Source organism: Paenibacillus sp. GL_099_B (assembly GCF_057835695.1).
In genome coordinates this window covers 4,267,375-4,289,836 of sequence record NZ_CM174430.1, presented here as the reverse complement: position 1 = coordinate 4,289,836, position 22,462 = coordinate 4,267,375, and the positions used below count along the sequence as shown (strand labels likewise).

The window sequence follows — 22,462 nt, the reverse complement described above, 5'->3', positions numbered from 1 at the left end:
AGTACTATTATGGCTTGTTTTGCAGGGCGTTGTCCACTATAATGTTCAAGTCCAGGGCAAAACCCCTGGCGTAACCATGCATGATCAATAGAATAGTTATAACATGCGAAAGGTCGTCAGTGATGGCGATTTTTCTTTGTATGCTTGCAGGAGGAATGATTTTCGTGTCATCTATAACCACCCCCAAATTATCACATTCTACATCAAACTATCTCATTCTGATTACCGTTATTGTTGTGGCGGGGATCAGTCAGGGACTTTTATTGCCGGTGCTCTCCATTTTCTTGGAGCAAAAAGGAGTCTCACCGGGTTTGAACGGATTAAATGCAGCCGCATTGTACGTTGGCTCTTTTGCCATGACCTTGGTGGCGGAACGACTGCTGGGAGCTATTGGTTTCAAAAAGCTGATTATCGGTGGACTGTTATTTGTCATGATTCCCCTGATTCTGTTTCCTTATTTTCCGGATATCAAAATTTGGTTTATTTTGCGTCTCGTCGTCGGAATCGGTGATAGTGCACTCCATTATTCTGCCCAGTTATGGGTACTACTGGTGACCGCACCCGAAAAACGCGGACGTTACATCTCTTTATATGGCATGTCCTATGGTTTAGGATTCAGTATTGGCCCATTGGGAATCAAGCTGCTCGGGTTTGGGGATGCCGTACCATTCTGGGTATTGTTTGTTTGTATGGCTGCTGTACTTATCCTTGTATTAATGAAGCTTCCCGATACGAAGCCGGAAAAGGCTGAACATGGACAACTGCCTGAACGTCGTTTCCGTCGCAGTCTGGCCTGGGCATGGTACGCACTGTTACCTGCTTTATTGTACGGGTATATGGAAGCCGGAATGAACAGCAATTTTCCCGTATACGGACTGCGTATTGGTTTGGATGCCAATCAGATATCGTCCTTGCTACCTTTTGTCGGAATTGGTGGTTTGTTTCTGCAATTGCCTCTAGGCATGTTGAGTGACCGTTATGGTCGAAAGCAAACGTTAATGTTTGCCGGCATTACTGGCGGTATCATCTTCATGCTGGTTCCTATGGCCGGTACACATTTCTGGTGGACGCTTGTGCTGTTGACCATAGCAGGAGGTCTGGTAGGTTCATTTTTCTCGCTTGGCCTGGCCTATGCCGCAGATATTTTGCCAAAAGCGCTGCTGCCTGCAGCGAACGTTGTGGCCTCATTTCATTTTACAATTGGAAGCATCATTGGACCAAATCTGGGTGGGCAAGTGATCAACTGGATTTCACCAGGAAGCATGTTTATTTTGCTTGGATTCATGTATCTTCTTTTTGGTGCAGCAGGTGTATTATTTCGTCGTAAACCTTTGCTCGAATCTGTGGTAAAATAGAAGCTGGTGTTCGCTTGGAAATTGATGTCCATTTCCGAGTACACTAGTAGTAGGGAAAAACATGGACAAGAGGAGACATCGCGATGATCAGAGTTGAGGGTTTAAGCAAGTCCGTTGGAGCGGACCGAGTTCCGGTTCTGCGGGATATACGATTCGATATGCAACAGGGAGAAATGATTGGTGTAGTGGGCTCGAGTGGCAGCGGAAAAAGCATGCTGCTTAAATGCCTTGCTATGATGGAAAAATGGGACAGTGGTCGATTTACGGTGGACGGCGCCGAGATTATAAAAGAAGGTTGGTCCGGAAAACGGAAAATTAAACGGGAATGGGCATACTTGGAACAGAATCCGCAATTGTATCCGAGACGTACAGCTTTGAAAAATGTATTGATCGGTCGGTCTGGTCAAACTCCTTTGTGGAGAATGGTAACAGGTATGGTTCGTTCCGATGATTATATGGGTGCGATGGATTATCTGGAAGGGCTGGGATTGCTGGATAAAGCACACCAGACGGCAGAGAAGCTTAGTGGTGGCGAGAAGCAGCGTGTTGCGATTGCCAGAGCGCTTGCGCATGGTGCCAAAGTTGTTTTGGCGGATGAGCCTGTCATCGGACTTGATCCTCATACAGCAGATACGGTGCTGGAAACACTGCGCAAATTGTGCGAAGAGGAACGGGCTACCGTGATTGCGGTATTGCCTATTGAAATGGCAGAGAAACATGCGACCCGCATCTGGGGTCTTGCGGAAGGCAAGATTGCTTTTGATATACGTGGACGTCGGTTGACACAGCAAGAAAAAAATATGATTTAAACTATTGAAAAGAGTGATGAATTTGCTTAATTCACGGTGGGGGCGCCTGTTAGCGGGGGGAGCTGCTATGATTGTACTTGGCTCCGTTCTTAGCGGATGCACTGTCCTGAGTGATCCCAAGCTTTTAATGAAACAACCCATGATGTCGATGGACAAGGAGAGACTTCTTACAATTGTACAGAAAGAACAACCTCCTGAAAGCCAATTAATTCGGCCCAAAGACTTGAACAATACAAGCATGATACGGGTGGCAGATTTGGATGGGGATGGAACCCGAGAAGCCATTGTTTTCTACGAAACTCCGAGTGAAAATGTGCGGATTCATGGCATGCTTCTCGAAGAGCAGGGTGATACCTGGGTGAAAAAACTTACTTTTGATGTTCCGGGAAATACCTTGCAATCCTTTAAACTGCTGGACATCACGAACGATGGTAATCCTGATATTGTTCTTGGAGTGAGCCTCGAAGCACAGAAAGCTTTAATGGCCTATTCCTACAAAGGAGGGGCCCTTGAACAGGTGATGGGCGGAGTACCGTATAATGAGTTAATTATTGATGATTTACAAGGGAATCCTTTGGATCTAAACGGGGACAAAAAAAATGATTTTGCTATCGTTTCGCTCAATACCAGCGGATTTTCCTCCATTGCCCTATATCAATATGATGATGGAAGCTTCAAGGAAGTGGACCGTATACAGACGGACTATACAGTAAAAGAATTTTATAATGCACTTGGTGGTCAAATTGCCAAAGATAAAGTGGGCTTCGTATTGGATGCCGAATTGGACGACCGAAGTACCTTTACACAGATTGTTTATGTAAAGGACAACAAATTGGTGTATGCATTCAATTCCCCTGATCAAACCTATAGAGATGACAAAATTTTAAGCGGTGATTTTAATAATGATGGTATTATTGAATTTGGATTGAAGGAAACACCCAGAGGCTGGGAACATTACGTATTTGATGCTCGAATGTGGTTCTATACTTTCTATCAATGGAATGGTAAGGATGGCAAAGATTTTGTATCCTTTCAATATCGTGATGATGCGAATGCATTCCATCTTAACCTGAAAACGGATTGGTACGGAAAAGTTACAATAGATACCAAATCGGAAAAGGGGAAATATATTCGTTTCAAAATGATTGATACGGATGAAACGGTGGGTGAAATCAAATATTTCACACTTACGCAATGGGAACAAGACAAAGGTAAAGGGTGGAAAGAAATCACCAAATCGAACGATCGAGTGATTGCTTATCGTGGCGCGCAATCTGCGAATAACGATGGTGGATTACTGGACAATATGTCGCATCTGAATAGAAAGGAAGAACTTAATGAGTAAAGTACTTATTCTTGAGGATGAAGAATCCATCCGCAGCTTTATCGTTATTAATTTGAAGAGAAACGGGTTCGAAGTGCTCGAAGCGGGAGACGGACATGAAGCGCTTCGTATTCTTCAAACCGTACCAGATATTGACTTAGCTTTGCTGGATGTTATGGTTCCTGGAATTGACGGGTTTGAAGTGTGTCGACGAATTCGTGAAACGAATGAACGTCTGGGTATTATTTTCCTGACAGCCAAAGTGCAGGAGCAGGACAAGGTATATGCGCTATCAGTTGGAGCAGACGATCACGTAAGTAAGCCGTTTAGTCCAACCGAGCTAATTGCACGCATTCAGTCTTTGCTTCGCCGGGTGAACGTTCACCGCGAGACGGCAGCCAAGGTTACATTCCAATCTGGTCCATTTTCTTTGGATTTGATTTCCAAGCAATTCAAGAAACAAAATGAATTAATTGAGTTAACACCAACTGAATTTTCTTTGATTCAATTTTTCTTAGAAAAAGAAAATACACCGCTTAGTCGAGATGTGCTGCTGGATCACGTATGGGGCAAAGAGTATATGGGTGATCCCAAAATCGTGGACGTAAACATTCGCCGCTTGCGCCAGAAAATTGAGAACAATCCTTCCGAACCTGAATACCTGCAGACTGTATGGGGTCACGGGTACAAATGGAAGGGCCGGGATCAATGATCAAAAAAGGCATTACACGGCAGATCGTACTACATTACTTCATTGTAGTTTTCCTGGCTCTGCTGTTGGTGGAATTCGTATTTTTGATTGCAGTACAAAGGTATTATTACGAGAGTATTTATAATACGATTAATCAGCAGATTACATCGACGAATGATTTTAAAGAAACGTTATCTCGTACGGATGAAGCTAATAATTTATCGTATTTGCTCGCTAATTTACAATTGGGTAGTACCGAGCTGCAAATCCTTGATATGGATGGCCGAGTCTTGGCTAGTTCAACTGCTTTTGAGTCCGAGCATGCCGTTCTTCAAACGAGCGATATATCACAGGCCATGAACGGAAGCATTGGCCGTTGGGTGGGAAGACAACCCCTTACGGGTGAGCAAGTCATGGCGGTATCCCACAAGCTAGATTTGGGTGGCGAAAATACTTATATTGTGAGGTACCTCACCTCGCTGGATATGGTTAATTCCAAGCTTCTGGTTATGGGGCTGCTTGCTGTTGCTGTAGGTGTGGCCGTTCTAGTCATTGTATTAATTATAAGTATCGGAATGGCGAATTCAATTGTGCGGCCCCTCAATAACATTACAGCCGTTTCAGCTCAAATGGCCAGGGGACGTCTGGATGTCAGAGTTAAAGGTAATTACAAGCACGAGCTTGGTGAACTGGCATCTACATTGAATTTCATGGCACATGAGATTGTACGCAGTAACCAGATTAAAGACGACTTTATTTCATCTATTTCGCATGAATTGCGTACACCTCTGACCAGCATTAAAGGCTGGAGCGAAACCCTGGATTCAGGTGGGTACGATCCCGATGAGACGAGAATTGGAATGAGTATTATCTCCAAAGAAACCGAGCGCTTGATCGGTCTTGTTGAAGAAATGCTCGATTTCTCCAAATTGCAGCAAAATCAGATGAAGCTTGTAAAAGGCTCGGTCAGCATTCGAGAAATTGTTCAGGAAACGATGTTGAACGTCTGGGCCAAAGCGGAGCAAAAGCAAGTACATCTCAAGCTGGACACGGATGAGACCCGTGCATTTAACGTATTTGGAGACGGCAATAGGCTGAAACAAGTCTTTCTTAATCTGGTTGACAATGCGATTAAATTTTCTCATGAGAATTCGTGGATTTTCCTTTCTGTTAAAGAAGAGAAGGGGCAGATCATAGCTGCTGTTCAGGATACCGGTATCGGAATCAGTGAAGAACATCTCATAAAAGTACGTGACCGTTTCTTCCAAGTGAATCACCAAAACGGGGGAACAGGACTGGGTCTTGCCATTACGCAGGAACTTGTGGAACTGCATGAAGGTACGATCACGATACAGAGTGAGCTTGGGTCGGGAACCACGGTTACTGTTTCTTTGCCAGCATTGCCTGAGGAAGAGGCTGTGATAAGTGAAGCTCCTAAGCATAACAGTGACTCTGAAGAAGTGCAGGAGACAACACAGGCCCAGCAGACAAACACCGATAAGGAAGAAACATAATCCCTAATTACAAAGTTAAGGCAACGTATATTGTATTGTTTAAAATATCGTTTGGATTTAACGCACCAAAAAGGCGAGCCATATATGGCTCGCCTTTTCTTAATGCTTATGAAGAAAGCTCTCCAGCGCGCAGACGCCCGCTTTTTTCATAAACATCTTTCAGCATGCGTACAGGTTGTGTGCGCACAGCCGGTTTGGCCGAGACAATCTCATTCGGTCCGACAACCACGATTTCATCCGCGGTGCCTTTGACAATGGCACCGTCTTTGATAATGGCACCTTCACCAATGATGGCGCGCTCGATATGAACACCACGACCTACCCGTGCATTTGGCATTATCACGCTGTCTTTAACTTCAGAACCTTTACCAACTTCGGCTCCGCAGAAAATAACAGAACGTTCAGCACGGCCATCCATGTTGCAGGATTCATGGATCATGGACTGAAGGAGCTCAGCACGCGTATGACGTGCTTTGTATGCACTCGGTTTAGTTCTCCAGTCACGAGTAAACATCGGCCAGTCTTCTTTTTGCAGGCTCCAGTCATCATCGTTATGAAGCAGATCCATGTGCGCATCCCATAAACTCTTCACGGTACCCACGTCTTTCCAATAACCATTGAAGTTATATACGAAGAGAGGGGTATTCTCATTCAACATTTGAGGAATCACATCTTTACCGAAGTCATGGCTGGATTCCGGATTAGCGGCATCTTCGAGAAGGTGGCGCTTCAGGTATTCCCATTTGAACATGTAAATACCCATGGAAGCCAGATTACTTTTCGGTTCGGCCGGTTTCTCGGCAAACTCCGTTACTTTCAGATTTTCATCAGCTGCCATAATGCCGAAGCGATGGGCTTCCTCCCAAGGAACCTCCATAACGGAAATCGTCGCTACCGCTTCATTAGCTGTATGAGCTTCCAGCATTTCACGATAATTCATATGATAAATATGGTCACCCGACAAAATTAGAACATTTTCGGGGTTTTGTTGGTCAATATAGTCTATATTTTTATAAATAGCATCCGCGGTTCCCAAGTATTCGTCATTTCCTGTATGATAAGATGGAAGTAAGGAAATTCCTGCCTTACTTGAAGTACCATGTCCCCAAGGTTCTCCGCCACCAATGTGATCATGCAATGAATCAGCTTGGTACTGCGTCAAAACACCTACAGTATCTATGCCTGAGTTTACGCAGTTGCTGAGGGGAAAATCGATAATCCGGTAGTGCCCGCCAAACGGTACAGCGGGTTTTGCGATACTTGAGGTTAAAGGGGCTAATCTTTTCCCTTCTCCTCCCGCCAACAGCATAGCGATGCAATCTTTATTAAACATAATCGTTTCCCTCCCAAGATATTTGTCCAGTGTAGTACATACATAAACGCAATGCGGAGCTATTGAAACGATGTATACTGTAAAAATCCTGAAAAATTACAACATTTTTTTAGACACCGCATTTTTCTTTTCAACTTGGCTAGAATGGGGTAATGGTTACTGTTACATCTATTTTCTGGAGAAGAAGGTGATCTCTTGGCCATTCAACCATTGGCAAACCCGGAAATATCGCCGGAGCATATTTATTTGTTTCATGAAGGAAACCTTCATCACAGTTATCGAATATTGGGCGCACAGCCTGCGATCGAAGATCATCGTCAGGGATATCGCTTTACCGTGTGGGCTCCTAATGCCAAAGAAGTAGGTCTAGCGCTTGATCGCAATGATTGGAAAGGTGAACAGGAACCATTATATAAGATACCCGATTCTGGATTTTGGACTCGTTTTTTTCCGGAAATCAGTGAAGGAACTTTATACAAATTCCGTATATTAACGGAAGAGGGGACCGAATTGCTTAAAGCTGACCCTTATGCTTTCCAGGCTGAAGTTCGTCCGCGTACGGCATCTGTCACCAGCTCCATTGAAGGTTACAAATGGAATGATGGCGCGTGGAGACGCAAACAACGAGGCGTGTATAACAAACCTCTACATATTTATGAAATGCATGCTGGAACCTGGAAACGAAAAGAGGACGGTACTCTATACAGTTATCGTGAACTTGCGGACTTGCTTGTTCCTTATTTATTGGAGATGAAATATACCCATGTTGAGATGATGCCCCTGAGTGAACATCCTTACGACCTTTCGTGGGGGTATCAGAACACAGGATTTTTTGCGCCAACAAGCCGTTACGGGCAGCCTAAAGATCTGATGTATCTGGTTGATACTCTACATCAGGCAGGCATAGGCGTATTGCTCGATTGGGTCCCCGCACATTTTGCCAAGGATGCTCATGGCTTGCGTTTGTTTGATGGAACGCCTTTGTATGAATATGCAGATCCACTGTTAGCAGAGAGACCAGGCTGGGGCACCCTCAGCTTTGACTACTCTAAACCCGAGATTCGTTCTTTCTTGATCTCTAATGCGTTGTACTGGATGGAGATGTACCATTTCGACGGACTTCGGGTCGATGCGGTAACCAGTATGCTTAAGTTGGATTTCGAAAAGCAGCCAGGACAATACCGAACGAATAACGAAGGTGGCCTGGAAAACAAGGAAGCTGTTGCTTTTTTGCAGCAGTTGAATGAAACGGTCTTTAAGTACTTTCCCTATGCGCTGATGATGGCAGAAGAATCCAGTGCATGGCCGATGGTTACTTCACCAGTAGATCAGGGTGGGTTAGGGTTCAACTACAAATGGAACATGGGTTGGATGAACGATACACTCGATTACATGGAATCGGATTTTCACGAACGTCCTTCCAAACATCATTTGCTGACATTCCCGGTCGTATACTCCTTTACTGAAAATTACGTGCTTCCTCTGTCTCATGACGAGGTCGTTCATGGCAAAAAGTCGCTCCTAGACAAGATGCCAGGAACATACGAGCAGAAATTTGCCGGCATGCGTGCCTTCATGGGGTACTTTATGACATTCCCAGGCAAAAAACTGCTGTTTATGGGTGGAGAATTTGGCCAGTTTATCGAATGGAAAGATGAAGATCAACTGGACTGGTTTTTGCTGAACTACGACAGTCACCGTAAACTCCACAAGTTTGAACGGGATCTGTCCGAGCTATACTTGGGCGAAAAAGCTTTGTGGGAGCTTGATCATTCCTTTGAGGGTTATGAATGGATCACTCCGGATGATCAGGACCAAAGTGTCATTTCATATGTGCGCAAAGGAAAAAAATCTGCGGATACACTCCTTGTGCTCATTAACTTTCAGCCAGTCAAGCGGGAGCGTTACCGGATTGGTGTCATGCGTCCCGGTATGTATACCGAAGTTCTGAACAGTGATCATTCCGATTACGGCGGATCAGGCATTATCAATGATATGCAGCTTACTACAGAAAAGATTCCTTTTCATGGGCAACCACATAGTCTGGAAGTTGTTTTGCCACCGCTAAGTGTAGTTATTTTAAAAAAGAGCACACGTCGGAAAACGGATGCATTGCCCTTTGAAGTTCAATCCGTCAGAGCAAAAGTCAGTACCACTAAAACCAGTAAAACAAAAGACAGCACTACAGTTAAACCTAAAAGGAGGACGAAGGCATGAATATTCTATTTGCTGCTGCTGAAGTACATCCATTTATCAAAACAGGAGGCCTTGCTGACGTCATCGGCGCATTACCACAGGCACTAAAGAAGAGTGGGGCAGATGTTCGTGTCATTTTACCCAAATACAAGGACATTCCTGATGAGTATAAAGAGGCGATGGAGCCTGTCATCACAACAGATGTTCCTCTTGGCTGGCGCAGACCGTATTGTGGAATAGAGATGCTGGTCCATGACGGGATTCCTGTCTACTTTGTGGACAATGAATACTATTTTGGACGGGATGGCGTGTATGGGTATATGGATGACGGGGAGCGTTTTGCCTTCTTCAATCGTGCTGTTCTCGAGGTGTTGCCGCAAATTGAATTCAAGCCGGATGTGCTACACAGTCACGATTGGCACGCGGGTATGATTCCTTTACTACTGGAGGCTCACTTTGCTCATGATCCCTTTTATAGTGAGATGAAAACCGTTTTTACGATACATAACCTGTTATATCAAGGTGTGTTTCCACATGATTTATTCAGTGATTTGCTTGAGCTGGATGATCGGTATTTCACGGTGGACGGGGCAGAATATTATGGCAATGTCAATTTCCTGAAAGCAGGAGTCGTTTTTGCGGATCATGTAACAACCGTCAGCCCTACCTACGCCAAGGAAGTACAAACCTCCTACTATGGTTATGGTCTGGATGGATTGCTCAGTTCATTGGGCGATCGTTTCAGTGGGATTGTCAACGGTATTGATACTAAGAGTTACAACCCGGCAGCGGACAATAAAATTGCGGTTAAATACAGAACTAGCCTGTCCAAGAAAATCGAGAACAAGATCGAGCTGCAAAAGGAATTAGGATTGCCTGTACGTCCGGATGCTCCACTTATGGTGATGGTTACAAGACTTGTGGATTCCAAAGGTTTGGATCTGGTATGTCGTGTACTGGATGAATTATTGTACTATGACGACATTCAATTCGCAGTATTGGGTACCGGGGATCCGGCTTATGAGCACTGGTTCCGTGAGGCAGCTAATCGTTATCCGCTGAAAATGTCTGCTCAGATTACCTTCAATGATGGGTTATCCCGCCGTTTCTATGCCGGCAGTGATCTGTTCTTGATGCCATCAAGGTTCGAGCCATGTGGCATTAGCCAGCTGCTTGCACTCCGTTATGGCAGCGTACCACTTGTCCGGGAAACAGGGGGTCTGAACGATACGGTGCAGGCATACAATGAATTCAGCGGTGAGGGGAATGGATTCTCCTTCACCAGCTTTAACGCCCATGACATGATGAACACCATTCGCCGTGCTGAAGAATTTTACCGTCAGCCAGAGCACTGGAAAAAGATCGTGAAAAATGCAATGAGCGGAGACTACAGCTGGAACGTCTCAGCTGAAGAGTATATGGATATTTATCGCCGCATAACGCTTGAATCTGTGAAATAGATTTGCACAAATGAGCCGCAGTATATCGTACTGTGGCTTTTTTGTACGATCATAAGGAGGAGGCGAATTTAAAATGAACAACTACATTAATTTTACCTCTACTTACAATCCTAATTTGCAGGCTTTAAGCAGTGCCGATGGGTATAATGCCGTCAAAATGAATGAAATATTTAGCCAGATCATGGGTAATATCGCCGCTGTGCAATCCACGCTGACAGGCAATATTATTGATGTGAGGAGTTTTGCTCCGGGAGATGGAAGCGATCAGACAGTCCAGATCAAAGCTTTTTTTGACTCGGCACAGGAAGGTGATGTTTTATTATTTACGCCAGGGCACTATAAAGTTGTCAAGATGGGCTGGTTCTATATGTTTAGTGGAAGATCTGTCATCATCAAGGCGTTGCCAGGAGCAATATTGGAGGTCTCGGATCAGGGAATCCGAATTGAAGGAAGCAATCATGTAGAGATTAGTGGCGTGACTTTGGTTCGTACGACTCAAGCAGCTTGGAGTAAAAACAAGACAGGTTTATACATCGAGAATTCAAGCAATGTATTGTTGCAAAATAACGATATTAGTAAATTTACCGATGGGATTGGAGTCAATGGTTCCAGCAGTCAAGACAATCCCGCCCGAAATGTCGTGATAAGAAACAATAAACTTCATCACTTGGGAGAAGAACCGATTGCAGTTCGGAGTCATTTGGTTTTTGTGGTGATTCGTGAGAATGACTGTTACCGATATCTTGGGGATGGCATCCTGGTCAAGGGAACTTGGCATGTTTCGATCACCGATAACTTTCTGCACACTCCTGTATTATCCAGTGATTCAGATTATGCTGCTTTTTCAGGCGGACAACAAGTGAGTAATATGCCTGCAGTCGGCGGTGGGATTACCTGTAACAATGAGGGAGGCGAGACTGGAGCCAAAAATCTGCATATACATGGCAATAGCCTGATTGGAACAGCTTTTGGTGTGGGGCTTATCGGTTTTGAAGGCGCCTTTGTAACCTCCAATGTCTTTAAGGATATCAAAATCACTTCTGTCATTTCGGTATCTTTCTTTCCCTCCAGATACAATCCCAACGGTCTAAGCAACCATCTGTTTGTAATCCAGGGCAACCTGATCGACACCATCTCTAGGTCAAGTGCTACTGCTGCCATTGAAGCGAAAACCAGTACAGGTGCAGAAGGCATGGACATCGGAATTATCTCAGAGAACATCATCATTCCAAGAGGAAAACACTGGGGAATTGTCGCGGATGGTCATATCATCGTAAAAGGCAATTACATTGCACAAGCGGGCATAGCCATGGATATTGCCAATGGAGTGATTGCATCGAGCAACATCATTGAGCCCGGCTTTGAAACTGCTAATCCTGACCGAATGGTCAGTTTGCATAATGATTGTACCTTTTCTCATAATTCAGTTGCAGGAAAAGGTACATGTATTCAATTACGTGGCTCCAATAATATCGTAACTGGAAATCGCTTAAAATATGAGGGAACATGGTGGGCAGTGCATCTGGACATTGTTAATAACACGGTGGAAGGCAACATCATAAGAGATAATATGCTGATAGTTGCGGCAAGTGCGACGGGACGTTATCTCTTTGGCGCAAGTCCCTTTACAAATGGGAAAAACGTAGTCGTTGATCTGGTTAAAGATAATAATGGAACGTTATATCAATTAGTAAACGAAATTGTCATGCTTGGTCCAAATTCTACGCGGTGGAGAATAACCATAGATGCAAAAGGGGATTTGAAAACGGCGAAGTTATAGCTTTAGTTCAGCTCTTCGTCAGAAAACTCCTGAAGCATCTGATGATTATTATAGGGTCATTCATTATTTCAGGAGTTTCCTGGCATGTATTAGCTCGGTTCTAATTGTCTATACAAAATACGGTATCCGTAAGGATCAAGTTTAATATTCATCATTCCATTGGTGGGAACAACAGCATCTTCGGTTAGGGCATCCTTCCAGTCCTTGGTTTCCATCGGATGTGACAGGGTACGTTCTTGCGGAGTATTGTTCATCCACACCGTAAAGTGAAGAGTGTCATCCATACGTTCATAAATGATGCATGGATCATTGTGATCGGCTTTCAAAAAACGGAAGCGGCCTTTGCGCAGAGCTTCATTACTTTTCCGCAAATCAATCATCAGGCGGTAGAAGTCATAAAGCTCCTGATCTTGCTTGGCAGGATCCCATTGCATGCATTTACGGCAATCTGGATCACCTTCTCCGCGTATACCAACCTCATCCCCATAGAATATACAGGGCGTACCAATATAAGTGAAAAGAAACACAACCGACAATTTTAATCTGCGTTTGTCTTCTCCAGCCCGAGTAAGAAGACGTGGGGTGTCATGACTGCATAGCATGTTGAAGATGACTTCATTCGTCTGTTGCGGGTAACGCATAATGAGTGATCCCATCTCGTTAGCGAAGTTATAACCATCCATAGAGCCACAGAAGAATTCAAGCACCTTGTCAGCAAAAGGGTAGTTCATTACGGAATCAAATTGATCTCCCATAAGCCATGTCAGGGAATCACTCCAAACTTCGCCTACAATATAGGCTTCCGGATTGGCGGTTTTGACTACTTTGCGGAAATCGCGCCAGAAATGGTTATCCACTTCATTCGCAACATCGAGTCGCCAACCGTCGAGTTTAATCTCCTTGATCCAGTATTCAGCCACATCAAGCAAATAGTCTTTTACTTCGGGATTAGCGGTATTGAACTTGGGCATATTGCCATAAAACCCAAAGGTATCGTAGGTTGGTATACCATCCTTGATCTGCACCGGATATTCATTGATATGAAACCAGTCTGCATATTTGGAGTTTTTGCCGTTCTTCAGGACATCCTGAAAAGGAGGGAAGTCTTCGCTGCAATGGTTAAAAACTGCATCTAGCATGACACGGATTCCGCGGCGATGACATTGTTCTGCTACTTTTTTGAGCATTTCATTGTCCCCGAATTGAGGGTCTACTTTTTTATAATCAATGGTATCGTATTTATGGTAGGAGTTTGCTTGGAACAATGGAGTAAAGTAAATGGCATTAACACCGAGTTTAGTCAGATCATCCAGGTGATTGAGCACACCTTGCAGGTCTCCGCCAAAGTAGTTTTCCAGTTCAGGTCGGCCACCCCATTCCTGGGTTCCTTCCGGGTTCAGGTCGGGATTTCCATTGGCAAACCTTTCGGTCATGATTTGGTAGAACACGGCTTCTTTGGCCCATTCGGGAACCTTAAATACATCAATTTCATGAATGTAGGAAAATTCATAATATCCTCCTGTAGGGTACGGGGGAGCATAATGAATTCCGTTATCAGCCAAATATATATTTTCGGTACCAGCGGTAATACGGAAGATGTAAGTCAGACGCTTAAATTTGGGCTTAACTGCAGTTTCCCAATAATCAAACATACTGTCTGAAGCCGCTTTTTCCAATTGAATTTCCTTATAGGTTCCATTCCAATCGTATTTATCACCAGTCAGTGCAGTCACATATTGTACATCGTCTCTCTTCGTTCGTACGCGCAGGTGAATCGTCGAGGGATTATAAGCATAAGCCCATTTATCGCGGGGAACGTGATACATCGCTTCGAGCAGCATGACAACACCTCCTGAACTCAAGATAAAGTTATAGCTATAAATAACCAAGTTAGACAGCATGTGAACCATTAGTTCAGCCGCTAAATGTAAGTATTTCAACATTTTTCAACGTTTTCTTTTCACAGCATTTCCAGCTTGTGTCCGTATATACGTATTTATGATAAACAAAAAAGGTGTTCTGTAAGACCTGAAATGCAGGTCCTGCAGAACACCCTGCTGTTAATACGCAGCAGTTTACGAAAAATTTAGCGACTTGCTTGCTTAAATTCTGTTTGAATGGTTTGCAGCAGTTCAGGCTGTGTAAGAACATCATAAGCAGTTGCAGCAAGTGCCTTGGCTCCAAGGATCATACCATCCAGGGCCCGTTCCTGAAGCGCCAGATCACGGAATTCAATGGAATGAAGCGTATGAACTTCGTCCACCACACGGATATAAGGATGGATCGCAGGACAACGCAAGGATACGTTACCAATATCCATGGAACCATGGTCGTTACCACTCACGATCTCTTCTTGAGAAATGCCGAGTTCAAGCAGATTAGCACTAAAAGCAGCAGATAACGATTCATTCGTGACCATCTCATCATAGGAAGTCTCATAATTGGATGTAACAAGCCGGCATCCGGTTTGCAGAGCAGAACCTTCCGCGATCTGAATTACGCGTTGAGTGAGAATATTCAACTCTTTTCTCGTCGAGGCACGCACATAGAATTGGGCAGAAGCGTAGTCAGGTATGATGTTCGCTGCCTGTCCTCCGCTATTGATAACCCCATGAATACGAACTGTGCTTTTCACTTGTTGACGGAACGCATTAATGCCGTTAAACGTCTGGATAACCGCATCCAGGGCATTAATGCCTTCATGTGGACTTGCAGCAGCATGTGAAGATTTTCCATGGAATTCAAATTGTACGGCATCAATAGCCAGGGAACTGCCAGATTTCTCATAGGCGTAGTAAGGGTGAGCCATTAGCGCGACATCACAGTCGTCAAATAACCCTGCTTCAGCCATAGGCACTTTAGCGCCGCGCGTTTCTTCCGCTGGTGTACCGAACACTTTCAATGTTCCGCCGACTTCATCCAGTATGGACTTCAGACCTACTGCAGCTCCGAGGCTCATCATACAGATTAGATGGTGCCCACAAGCATGACCGATTTCCGGTAGTGCGTCGTATTCACATAACAGGGCAATAGTCGGACCTGGCTTGGATGCTGCATACGTTCCGATGAATGCGGTGTCCAAGCCAAGGACAGGAGCTTCTACGGAAAAACCATGGTAGGCTAGTTCTTCTTTTAACCGAGCAGAGGCGAGGTATTCTTCGTTACCAAGTTCGGGATTGGCACCAATGTATGATGAAATCTCCTTAAAACGGGAAGCATATTGATCAATTACAGTTGAAATTTGTGTTTTGGTATGTGTCATGGTGGACTCCTTAAGCAAAAATGAAAATAATTCAATAATTATATCATAGTTGCGGTTATTTTTCAGAAACTAGTCAGGATTTGTAATGTCGAAATGCATTGCATAATCATGCATTCTACTTTATAATGACTCAGGCATCAACAACAGAAAGCATACAAAGTATTATAAGGGGAGAACAGGGTTGAAATTGATTAGTCGTTACACCATGATGCTGCTAGCTCTTGTGGTCTTGCTAACTACGGTTGCTCCTGTTGCGTCGGCAGCGGGAACTACAGGCAGTTCAGGCAGTAAAAAGCTGGTGCTCGGTACAAGTGCCGATTTTGCACCATATGAATTCCATAAAGTGATTGATGGTAAAGACCAAATAGTCGGATTTGATATTTCGATTGCTAAAGAAATTGCTGCCGATTTAGGCGCAGAGCTTGTAATAGAGGATATGGGTTTTGACGGACTTCTTCCTGCGTTACAGAGTGGTCGTGTGGATATGGTCATCTCGGGAATGACACCAACGGATGAGCGTAGACAAAGCATTGACTTCTCCGATACCTATTATAAATCAAAGCAAGTCATCATGATTCGCAATGCGGATAAAGATAAATATCCAACCATGGCTGATCTGGAAAATGAAAAAATAGGTGTCCAAAAAGGCTCCATTCAGGAAACGATTGGCCAGGGAATCCCAGGCGCAAAACTGACAGCACTTGATAAAATATCCGATATCGTGCTGCAATTGCAGACTAATCGTGTAAATGCTGCAATCGTTGAGGATACGGTAGCTGCCGGTTATCTAGATGATGTTATTGGACTAGCTCCCGCTATTCCGGATGAGGAGCAGGCCGAAGCGGCAATCGGGATTCGTAAGGGCAATACGGAATTGCTGAATGCAGTGAACGGAACGCTCGAACGTCTGAAAAGCGAAAATAAAATCGATCAATTGGTTACGGAAGCAAGCCAGATGATGGCAGAGAAGAGTAAACAAAATATTTTTGAAGTATTTTGGCAATACAAAAGCTTTTATGCCACGGGATTAGGGTACACATTGCTGCTTTCTGCACTTGGTGTATTTTTCGGTGTTATCATCGGTCTAATCATCTGTTTGTTCCGTCTGCATGACATCGCCATTTTGCGCTGGATCGGAACAGCTTATGTTGAGCTCATTCGTGGGACGCCAATGCTGGTGCAATTGATGATTATCTATTACGGTGTTTCATTGACCTTTGGAATTAATTTCTCTGCTCTTCAGGCGGGGATTATCACTCTATCCATTAACAGCGGTGCCTATCTTGCTGAGATTTTCCGCGCAGGTATACAGGGTGTGGATCGCGGCCAACTGGAAGCAGCTCGTTCTCTGGGGATGGGCAGAGGTGCGGCAATGCGCTTCATCGTGCTCCCACAAGCGTTCAAAGCGGTGTTGCCGGCGATCGGTAATGAGTTCGTGACCATTATCAAGGAATCCTCCATTATCTCCGTTATCGGTATGGTGGACATTATGTACCAAGCAAGTGTGGTCAAAAACATTACGTATCAAGGGATGAATCCATTCTTGATTGCGGCAGCCATCTACTTTGTGCTGACGTTCATTTTGTCCAAGCTGCTGGGTAGACTGGAAAGGAAGTTGAGTGCAAGTGATAGACGTTAGACAATTATATAAATCCTATGATAAGAACGAAGTGCTTAAGGGCATTAACGTAACGATTGGCAAAGGTGAGGTTGTCGTGGTCATCGGTCCGTCCGGATCGGGGAAAAGTACCTTTTTACGTTGTCTGAACTTACTGGAGCAGCCTACTTCCGGTGAGATTGACTTTGAGGGAGTTTCGATCACTGACCCCAAACATAACATTAATGCAACTCGTGAAAAAATGGGGATGGTATTCCAGCATTTCAATCTGTTCCCGCACAAAACGGTGCAGCAGAACATTACGATTGCTCCCATTAAAGTGAAAAAACAGTCTGCACACGAAGCGGAACAAATCTGCGCAGACTTGCTCAAGACGGTTGGCCTGTCTGACAAAAAGGACGCCTTTCCAAATCAGCTGTCCGGTGGACAAAAACAACGGATAGCCATTGCAAGAGCTCTTGCGATGCAGCCGCATGTCATGCTGTTTGACGAGCCTACTTCTGCACTGGACCCTGAAATGGTCGGTGAAGTACTGGATGTCATGAAGCGGCTTGCAGAGGGTGGCATGACTATGGTTATTGTAACGCATGAGATGGGCTTCGCACGCGAAGTGGGTGATCGCATCCTGTTTATGGATGGTGGGGTTATTGTAGAAGAAGGAACGCCTAATGAAGTGTTTGGTGAGCCTAAGCATGCACGTACACGTGACTTCCTCGCTAAAGTGCTCTAATACATCCAAGTCATTAAGGATGAAGATCAAGATGAAAATACAAAATCTATACTGCGGATGAGAATTTCATCCCCTAAACAATCCCTGTCGACGATTAGTCAATAGGGATTGTTTTGTTATGTAAGGATACGCACGGATTTACATAAAAAGTAACGTTTCTGTCATCAACGATATAAGCCCAAACAGACATTTTTTTGAAAAAGTCGCTAGAATTCAGCATAAATGTTGAAGTGAATTAGCCAGATGGTAACATTTACTACGACTCTTGGTTACAAAATTGTGATATATTTGTTCCTGCCGAAACTTCCGGAGTTGGGAGTGTGGGGGATGTAACGATGCAAGGTGTGCTTGGGGAAGAATCATTTGCACACGGCTTGGGGTGAATTAGGGCTACATAAATTTTTAATGTAATTGAACCTATAGGGTGGTTTCCTCCATCCGAATCCGACAACTAACTTCGCAGGCATAATGAGGGAGGAAGACCATGATTAACAAGAAACGTATAGCCAAAACAGCAACAGCTTTGCTGACAGCAGCAATGCTCATTCAGGCCGTTCCGGCTCATGCTGACTCAGTTCATATGGCCAAAGAGGGGGATACCTTCTACACCTTATCCAAACAATATGGAGTTGGACTTAACGCTCTTATTAAAGCTAACAATGATATCTCAGCTTACAACATTTATGGCGGTTTGAAAATTACGATTCCTGGTAAAACAACGAACACAGCTTCTGCTGCAGCAGCTAAAACGGTAACTGCCGCAAGTCTTGACGTTAACGCGGACAGTAAGGTTGTTCAAGCCTGGGGGAAAACGTTTGATTACAGCAAAGCTGTCGACGTCAAAGCAACAGCATACTCCGCCGACGCTTCCGAAAATGGAGGCTGGGGAGCTGTGGATTACTTCGGTAATCCGCTTGAATTGGGTACCATTGCAGTAGACCCAAGTATCATTCCATTGGGTACAAAGGTACTGGTGACAGGTCATACACATCCAGGACTGCCAAAACAGGCATTTGTCGCTACGGCTCGTGATGTGGGCAGTGCCATTAAAGGTCACAAGATCGATATCTTTATTCCTGGCAGCAAGCAATCCGTGAGCACATTTGGTATTCAGGATGTTGAACTTTACATTTTGAAATAAAATCAAAGCAAGCTTCACATCATCATATGTGACTCCAACTAAATCTAAATTAAACAGTAAAGGGTGTTCTCCAATCACGATAATGTGATTGAAGGACACCCTTTTGAATATCCGACTTAAAGGGATCTTGACCTATTTACCCTTTGGCAGTTCCAGCATTTCGTCCAAAGTCACCAGCTCGTACCCGCGGTTTCGCAATTCCTCGATAACTTCAGGCAACGCCTCAATGGTACCACTCAGCTTTGATCCTACACCGCCTCCTGCATGCTGCAGAACAATCGAACCCGGTTTGACGGCGGACAGGATGTTTTGCTTGACTTCCTCTTTGGAGAGGCCCTTCCAGTCCAGAGAATCGACGTTCCAGTTCACAATGCTATAATGTTGTTTGGCTGCCCATTGCAGCTGTTGCTCGTTAATGTCGCCATAGGGTGGACGAATCATTTTGGGAGTGTAACCCGCCAGATTTCGAATAATATCCCCGGTATGTAAGATTTGTTTGCGAAATGCATTCATGGATAACTTACTGAACTCCGGGTGATTGTAGCTGTGGTTGCCCACAATATGCCCTTCCTTCACCATGCGTTTCACTAAATCCGGATGTTTCTCAGCGCGATTTCCCACAATGAAAAACGTAGCCCGCACCTTGTATTTTTTTAGAATATCCAGTACCTGCGGTGTGAACCTTGGATCAGGTACGTCATCAAAAGTCAGAGCGACCTTTTTTGTTGAGGGGCCATTGGTTTTGAACGTATCCGCATATTTCTGTCTGAGTTGTCCCAGAGTTAACTGTTCTTCTTCAGGAGAATCAGACTTCGAAGCAGGTTCGGCTTGCGGGCTTGAAGAAGCCCATAACTGAGCAGGAGCATAACTTCCTCCCAGAAGAATGACCATGATGGATAACATTATGAGGCGTATACGCATGTTCGTGCCTCCTTTTCCCAAATTGCGTTCTCTTTGGTATGCCCGGGGCCATCCGTATTTATGCATGATGTGAGATGTTTCATTGCTGATTCGCTAAATCGGAGCCATAATTCCACCATATATATAGAAAAGGACAGGTGGAGCAGGATGAGTACATACGACTTAAACTCCGTTCGTTTACAGGTGATTGAGGCAGGGGAAGACAAAGTGTTTATGGTAACTGGAGGAAGATCACATATTGGAGCAGTAGCAACATTTTATCCAGACCTTGAACGAGTGAGTGGGGCTACGGTGCATATTCCAGGGCATAAAGAACAAGAGTTGTGTGAAAGGCTCGCACGTAAGGCTGCCCTTCATTTAAAGGTAACCGTAACCGTAATAATGGGGATTCACTTTGATGCAATTACGCGGATGCAGATTGATGAGATTGTGCAGACTGCAGAGAAGCTGCTTGATGAAGAGCTGTGCCAAACGGGTCGATTGATTCAATAGTTCCATATAGGCTAAGCAGGCTAAAATCGTTTTTTATGATTTTTTTTGTTAAAATTGAAACGAGTAGAACATTGCCACGTATGTATGATTATATACAAGGATGAACTATCGACTAGGAGGAATACCATAATGTCCATTTTCAAACGATTGCGCGATTTAACGATGTCTAACATTAACTCTATTATTGACAAGGCAGAAGATCCGATCAAGATGACGGATCAATATATCCGAGATATGCAGGAAGATCTGGAAGACGCGGAGAAAGCTGTTGCTGCACAGATCGCCATTGAGAAGAAATTCAAGCAGCTGTTCGAAGAACAGGAAGCTCTCGTGAAGAAACGTGAGGAGCAAGCACATACAGCAGCACGTGCACAGAATATGGATTTGGCTCGTCGGGCACTGGAAGAGAAAAAAGTTGCTGAAGAGAAGATGGCCGAATACAAAACAAGCTATGATCAAAACAAGGCTTCTGCCGATAACCTTCGTGGCAAGCTGGACGAAATGCGTAAACAATTGACCCAAATGAAAAATAAACGTGAAACATTGGTTGCGCGCTACAACGCTGCAAAAGCTCAAACCGAAATCAACAAGGCGCTGAACGGATTTGGCTCCGATACTGCAAGTGCCGGCATGAAGCGTATGGAAGAAAAAATGATGCAGATGGAAGCTCAGGCTGAGGCCAGCAATGAAATGTCGTCCAAAGGAAAATCGCTGGATGATGAGTTTGAGAAGCTTGGCAAGGATCAGGCTGTTGAGGATGAACTGGCAGCATTGATGAAGCAATACGAAAATAAGAACTAAACCTTGTAAGCAAGCAGGGGCACCAGCGGAGGAGAGACCAGCGTTTCTCCTTCGCTTTTAATTGCGGTTCATGTTGAAATGTGGGGGCTATGTAAATGGATTTGAACATTTTGGCAATGCTGGTCTGGACGTTATCGGGTTCGGTTTTGCTGTTTGTTTTAATGTATGTGGATTCTTTGTTCACGAAGTATAAGGATTTTGCCGAAGTGAAGGCGGGCAATATGGCCGTTACGACACGTATGGTTATGAAGCTGTTTGCTCAGGGATATGTACTCGCCACCTCCATTTCGACAGCGGGTCATCTTGGAGAAGCGTTGTTGGTATCCGTTGTTTCATTTATCATTTTGCTGATTCTGGAGAGTGTGGTTCACTTTATGATTCGGAGATGGGCCAATCTGGATCTGGATACGGGAATACAGCAGGGCAAGACAGGTTACGGTTTGTTCTCGGGTGCACTACATATCGTGGGCGCATTAATTATTGCAGCTTGTTTATAAGATAAAGAACAGGAGTAATGGGCATGAGTGTGTGGAAACGGATTAAAGGTATACTAGCCAAACCTGAACCGCCCCAGGCAGAGAAAACAATGCTTCAGCTGGCACCTGGTGATATCTGTGAGGTTTCGCTGGTCACCTATGAAGTTGTTGGGCGGGTACATCATCGAGCACGGAATGCGGCTGTCCTCACGTTGCAGGATGGTACGGCAATCCGACATTTGCATATTGAAGAACGGGAAATGACCCGGTATGCCCTCTATACACCAATTGATGGCCGTCTTGATGCACCAGACGAGGTGCCTACGTTGCTGGATCTGGATGGACGTGCGTATCATCTGGAGGAAGAATACGGAGGAATGGTAACCACTGCAGGCAGGACACCCTATGGTCAGGCTGGGGAACAATTAGTATGGCAATATCAGTCTGATGATAACATGCTTTTGCGTGTGGAGTGGCAAGACAGAAGATTTACGCTGTATGAGGGTGAGTCCATTCTTCCTGCGGATATCAAAGTGATTCGTTCGAGCTAGGAGAGGTT

General features: G+C 44.6%; 19 protein-coding genes and 1 riboswitch. Of the genes, 15 read left to right on the top strand and 4 right to left on the bottom strand.

Annotated elements, in window-relative coordinates:
* Positions 1–155 precede the first annotated feature (155 nt).
* The 5 genes from AC3ITG_RS19370 (at position 156) to AC3ITG_RS19350 (ending at position 5,693) form a co-directional block, all read left to right on the top strand.
* Positions 156–1,355 (top strand): MFS transporter, encoded by a 1,200-nt coding sequence (locus tag AC3ITG_RS19370; protein ID WP_489251070.1) that lies wholly within the window; start codon positions 156–158, stop codon positions 1,353–1,355.
* A gap of 83 nt (positions 1,356–1,438) precedes the next feature.
* Complete coding sequence (locus AC3ITG_RS19365) at positions 1,439–2,164, top strand: phosphonate ABC transporter ATP-binding protein (RefSeq protein WP_024634002.1); 726 nt, start codon at positions 1,439–1,441, stop codon at positions 2,162–2,164.
* 67 nt (positions 2,165–2,231) lie between these two features.
* Entirely contained in the window at positions 2,232–3,509 is a 1,278-nt protein-coding gene (locus tag AC3ITG_RS19360; RefSeq protein WP_413372119.1) for a hypothetical protein, read from the top strand.
* Positions 3,502–4,200, top strand: a complete 699-nt coding sequence (locus AC3ITG_RS19355; RefSeq protein WP_024634004.1) for a response regulator transcription factor — start codon at positions 3,502–3,504, stop codon at positions 4,198–4,200. Before AC3ITG_RS19360 ends, AC3ITG_RS19355 begins: the two co-directional genes overlap by 8 nt.
* On the top strand, positions 4,197–5,693 hold the full coding sequence (locus tag AC3ITG_RS19350; RefSeq protein WP_413372118.1) for a sensor histidine kinase: 1,497 nt from the start codon (positions 4,197–4,199) through the stop codon (positions 5,691–5,693). The genes AC3ITG_RS19355 and AC3ITG_RS19350 overlap by 4 nt, the downstream gene beginning before the upstream one ends.
* Positions 5,694–5,799: 106 nt before the next feature.
* On the opposite strand, the gene AC3ITG_RS19345 is transcribed toward AC3ITG_RS19350, so the two are convergent.
* Complete coding sequence (locus tag AC3ITG_RS19345; protein ID WP_413372116.1) at positions 5,800–7,026, bottom strand: glucose-1-phosphate adenylyltransferase; 1,227 nt, start codon at positions 7,024–7,026, stop codon at positions 5,800–5,802.
* A gap of 195 nt (positions 7,027–7,221) precedes the next feature.
* Here AC3ITG_RS19345 and glgB point away from each other — a divergent pair, with 195 nt between their 5' ends.
* The 3 genes from glgB (at position 7,222) to AC3ITG_RS19330 (ending at position 12,462) form a co-directional block, all read left to right on the top strand.
* The gene (gene glgB / locus AC3ITG_RS19340; protein WP_489251069.1) at positions 7,222–9,243 is read left to right on the top strand and encodes a 1,4-alpha-glucan branching protein GlgB; all 2,022 of its coding nucleotides are present in this window, start codon (positions 7,222–7,224) and stop codon (positions 9,241–9,243) included.
* Positions 9,240–10,682 (top strand): glycogen synthase GlgA, encoded by a 1,443-nt coding sequence (gene glgA / locus AC3ITG_RS19335; protein WP_413372114.1) that lies wholly within the window; start codon positions 9,240–9,242, stop codon positions 10,680–10,682. The genes glgB and glgA overlap by 4 nt, the downstream gene beginning before the upstream one ends.
* A gap of 73 nt (positions 10,683–10,755) precedes the next feature.
* On the top strand, positions 10,756–12,462 hold the full coding sequence (locus AC3ITG_RS19330) for a NosD domain-containing protein (RefSeq protein ID WP_489251068.1): 1,707 nt from the start codon (positions 10,756–10,758) through the stop codon (positions 12,460–12,462).
* A gap of 89 nt (positions 12,463–12,551) precedes the next feature.
* Here AC3ITG_RS19330 and AC3ITG_RS19325 read toward each other — a convergent pair whose 3' ends face one another.
* Together AC3ITG_RS19325 and AC3ITG_RS19320 are read right to left on the bottom strand one after the other, a co-directional pair.
* Positions 12,552–14,303 (bottom strand): alpha-glycosidase, encoded by a 1,752-nt coding sequence (locus AC3ITG_RS19325; protein WP_489251067.1) that lies wholly within the window; start codon positions 14,301–14,303, stop codon positions 12,552–12,554.
* 245 nt (positions 14,304–14,548) lie between these two features.
* Positions 14,549–15,724: a M20 family metallopeptidase gene (locus AC3ITG_RS19320; protein WP_413372110.1), complete on the bottom strand. Its 1,176-nt coding sequence runs from the start codon at positions 15,722–15,724 to the stop codon at positions 14,549–14,551.
* A 181-nt stretch (positions 15,725–15,905) separates the two neighbouring features.
* Here AC3ITG_RS19320 and AC3ITG_RS19315 point away from each other — a divergent pair, with 181 nt between their 5' ends.
* The 3 genes from AC3ITG_RS19315 (at position 15,906) to AC3ITG_RS19305 (ending at position 19,213) form a co-directional block, all read left to right on the top strand.
* Positions 15,906–17,363 (top strand): ABC transporter substrate-binding protein/permease, encoded by a 1,458-nt coding sequence (locus AC3ITG_RS19315; RefSeq protein WP_489251066.1) that lies wholly within the window; start codon positions 15,906–15,908, stop codon positions 17,361–17,363.
* A complete protein-coding gene (locus AC3ITG_RS19310) occupies positions 17,350–18,072 on the top strand; it encodes an amino acid ABC transporter ATP-binding protein (RefSeq protein ID WP_413372108.1) in 723 nt (240 codons plus the stop codon). Before AC3ITG_RS19315 ends, AC3ITG_RS19310 begins: the two co-directional genes overlap by 14 nt.
* 285 nt (positions 18,073–18,357) lie before the next feature.
* A riboswitch (cyclic di-AMP (ydaO/yuaA leader) is annotated at positions 18,358–18,554 on the top strand.
* Between the two features lie 2 nt (positions 18,555–18,556).
* The gene (locus AC3ITG_RS19305; RefSeq protein WP_413372106.1) at positions 18,557–19,213 is read left to right on the top strand and encodes a 3D domain-containing protein; all 657 of its coding nucleotides are present in this window, start codon (positions 18,557–18,559) and stop codon (positions 19,211–19,213) included.
* 132 nt (positions 19,214–19,345) lie between these two features.
* Here the strand turns inward: AC3ITG_RS19305 and AC3ITG_RS19300 are convergent, their stop codons facing one another.
* Positions 19,346–20,134 carry a polysaccharide deacetylase family protein gene (locus AC3ITG_RS19300; RefSeq protein ID WP_413372105.1) on the bottom strand — a complete coding sequence of 263 codons (789 nt, stop codon included), beginning with the start codon at positions 20,132–20,134 and terminating at the stop codon, positions 19,346–19,348.
* 147 nt (positions 20,135–20,281) lie between these two features.
* On the opposite strand from AC3ITG_RS19300, the gene lpdD reads away from it, so the two are divergent.
* The 4 genes from lpdD to AC3ITG_RS19280 all read left to right on the top strand — a co-directional run bounded on the left by lpdD (position 20,282) and on the right by AC3ITG_RS19280 (position 22,454).
* A complete protein-coding gene (lpdD, locus tag AC3ITG_RS19295) occupies positions 20,282–20,626 on the top strand; it encodes a prenylated flavin chaperone LpdD (protein WP_489251065.1) in 345 nt (114 codons plus the stop codon).
* Positions 20,627–20,755: 129 nt separating this feature from the next.
* Positions 20,756–21,427 carry a PspA/IM30 family protein gene (locus tag AC3ITG_RS19290; RefSeq protein WP_024634017.1) on the top strand — a complete coding sequence of 224 codons (672 nt, stop codon included), beginning with the start codon at positions 20,756–20,758 and terminating at the stop codon, positions 21,425–21,427.
* Positions 21,428–21,522: 95 nt separating this feature from the next.
* Positions 21,523–21,924 (top strand): DUF350 domain-containing protein, encoded by a 402-nt coding sequence (locus AC3ITG_RS19285; protein ID WP_063562809.1) that lies wholly within the window; start codon positions 21,523–21,525, stop codon positions 21,922–21,924.
* Positions 21,925–21,947: 23 nt separating this feature from the next.
* Positions 21,948–22,454 (top strand): DUF4178 domain-containing protein, encoded by a 507-nt coding sequence (locus AC3ITG_RS19280; RefSeq protein ID WP_163757911.1) that lies wholly within the window; start codon positions 21,948–21,950, stop codon positions 22,452–22,454.
* The last annotated feature ends 8 nt before the right edge of the window (positions 22,455–22,462 follow it).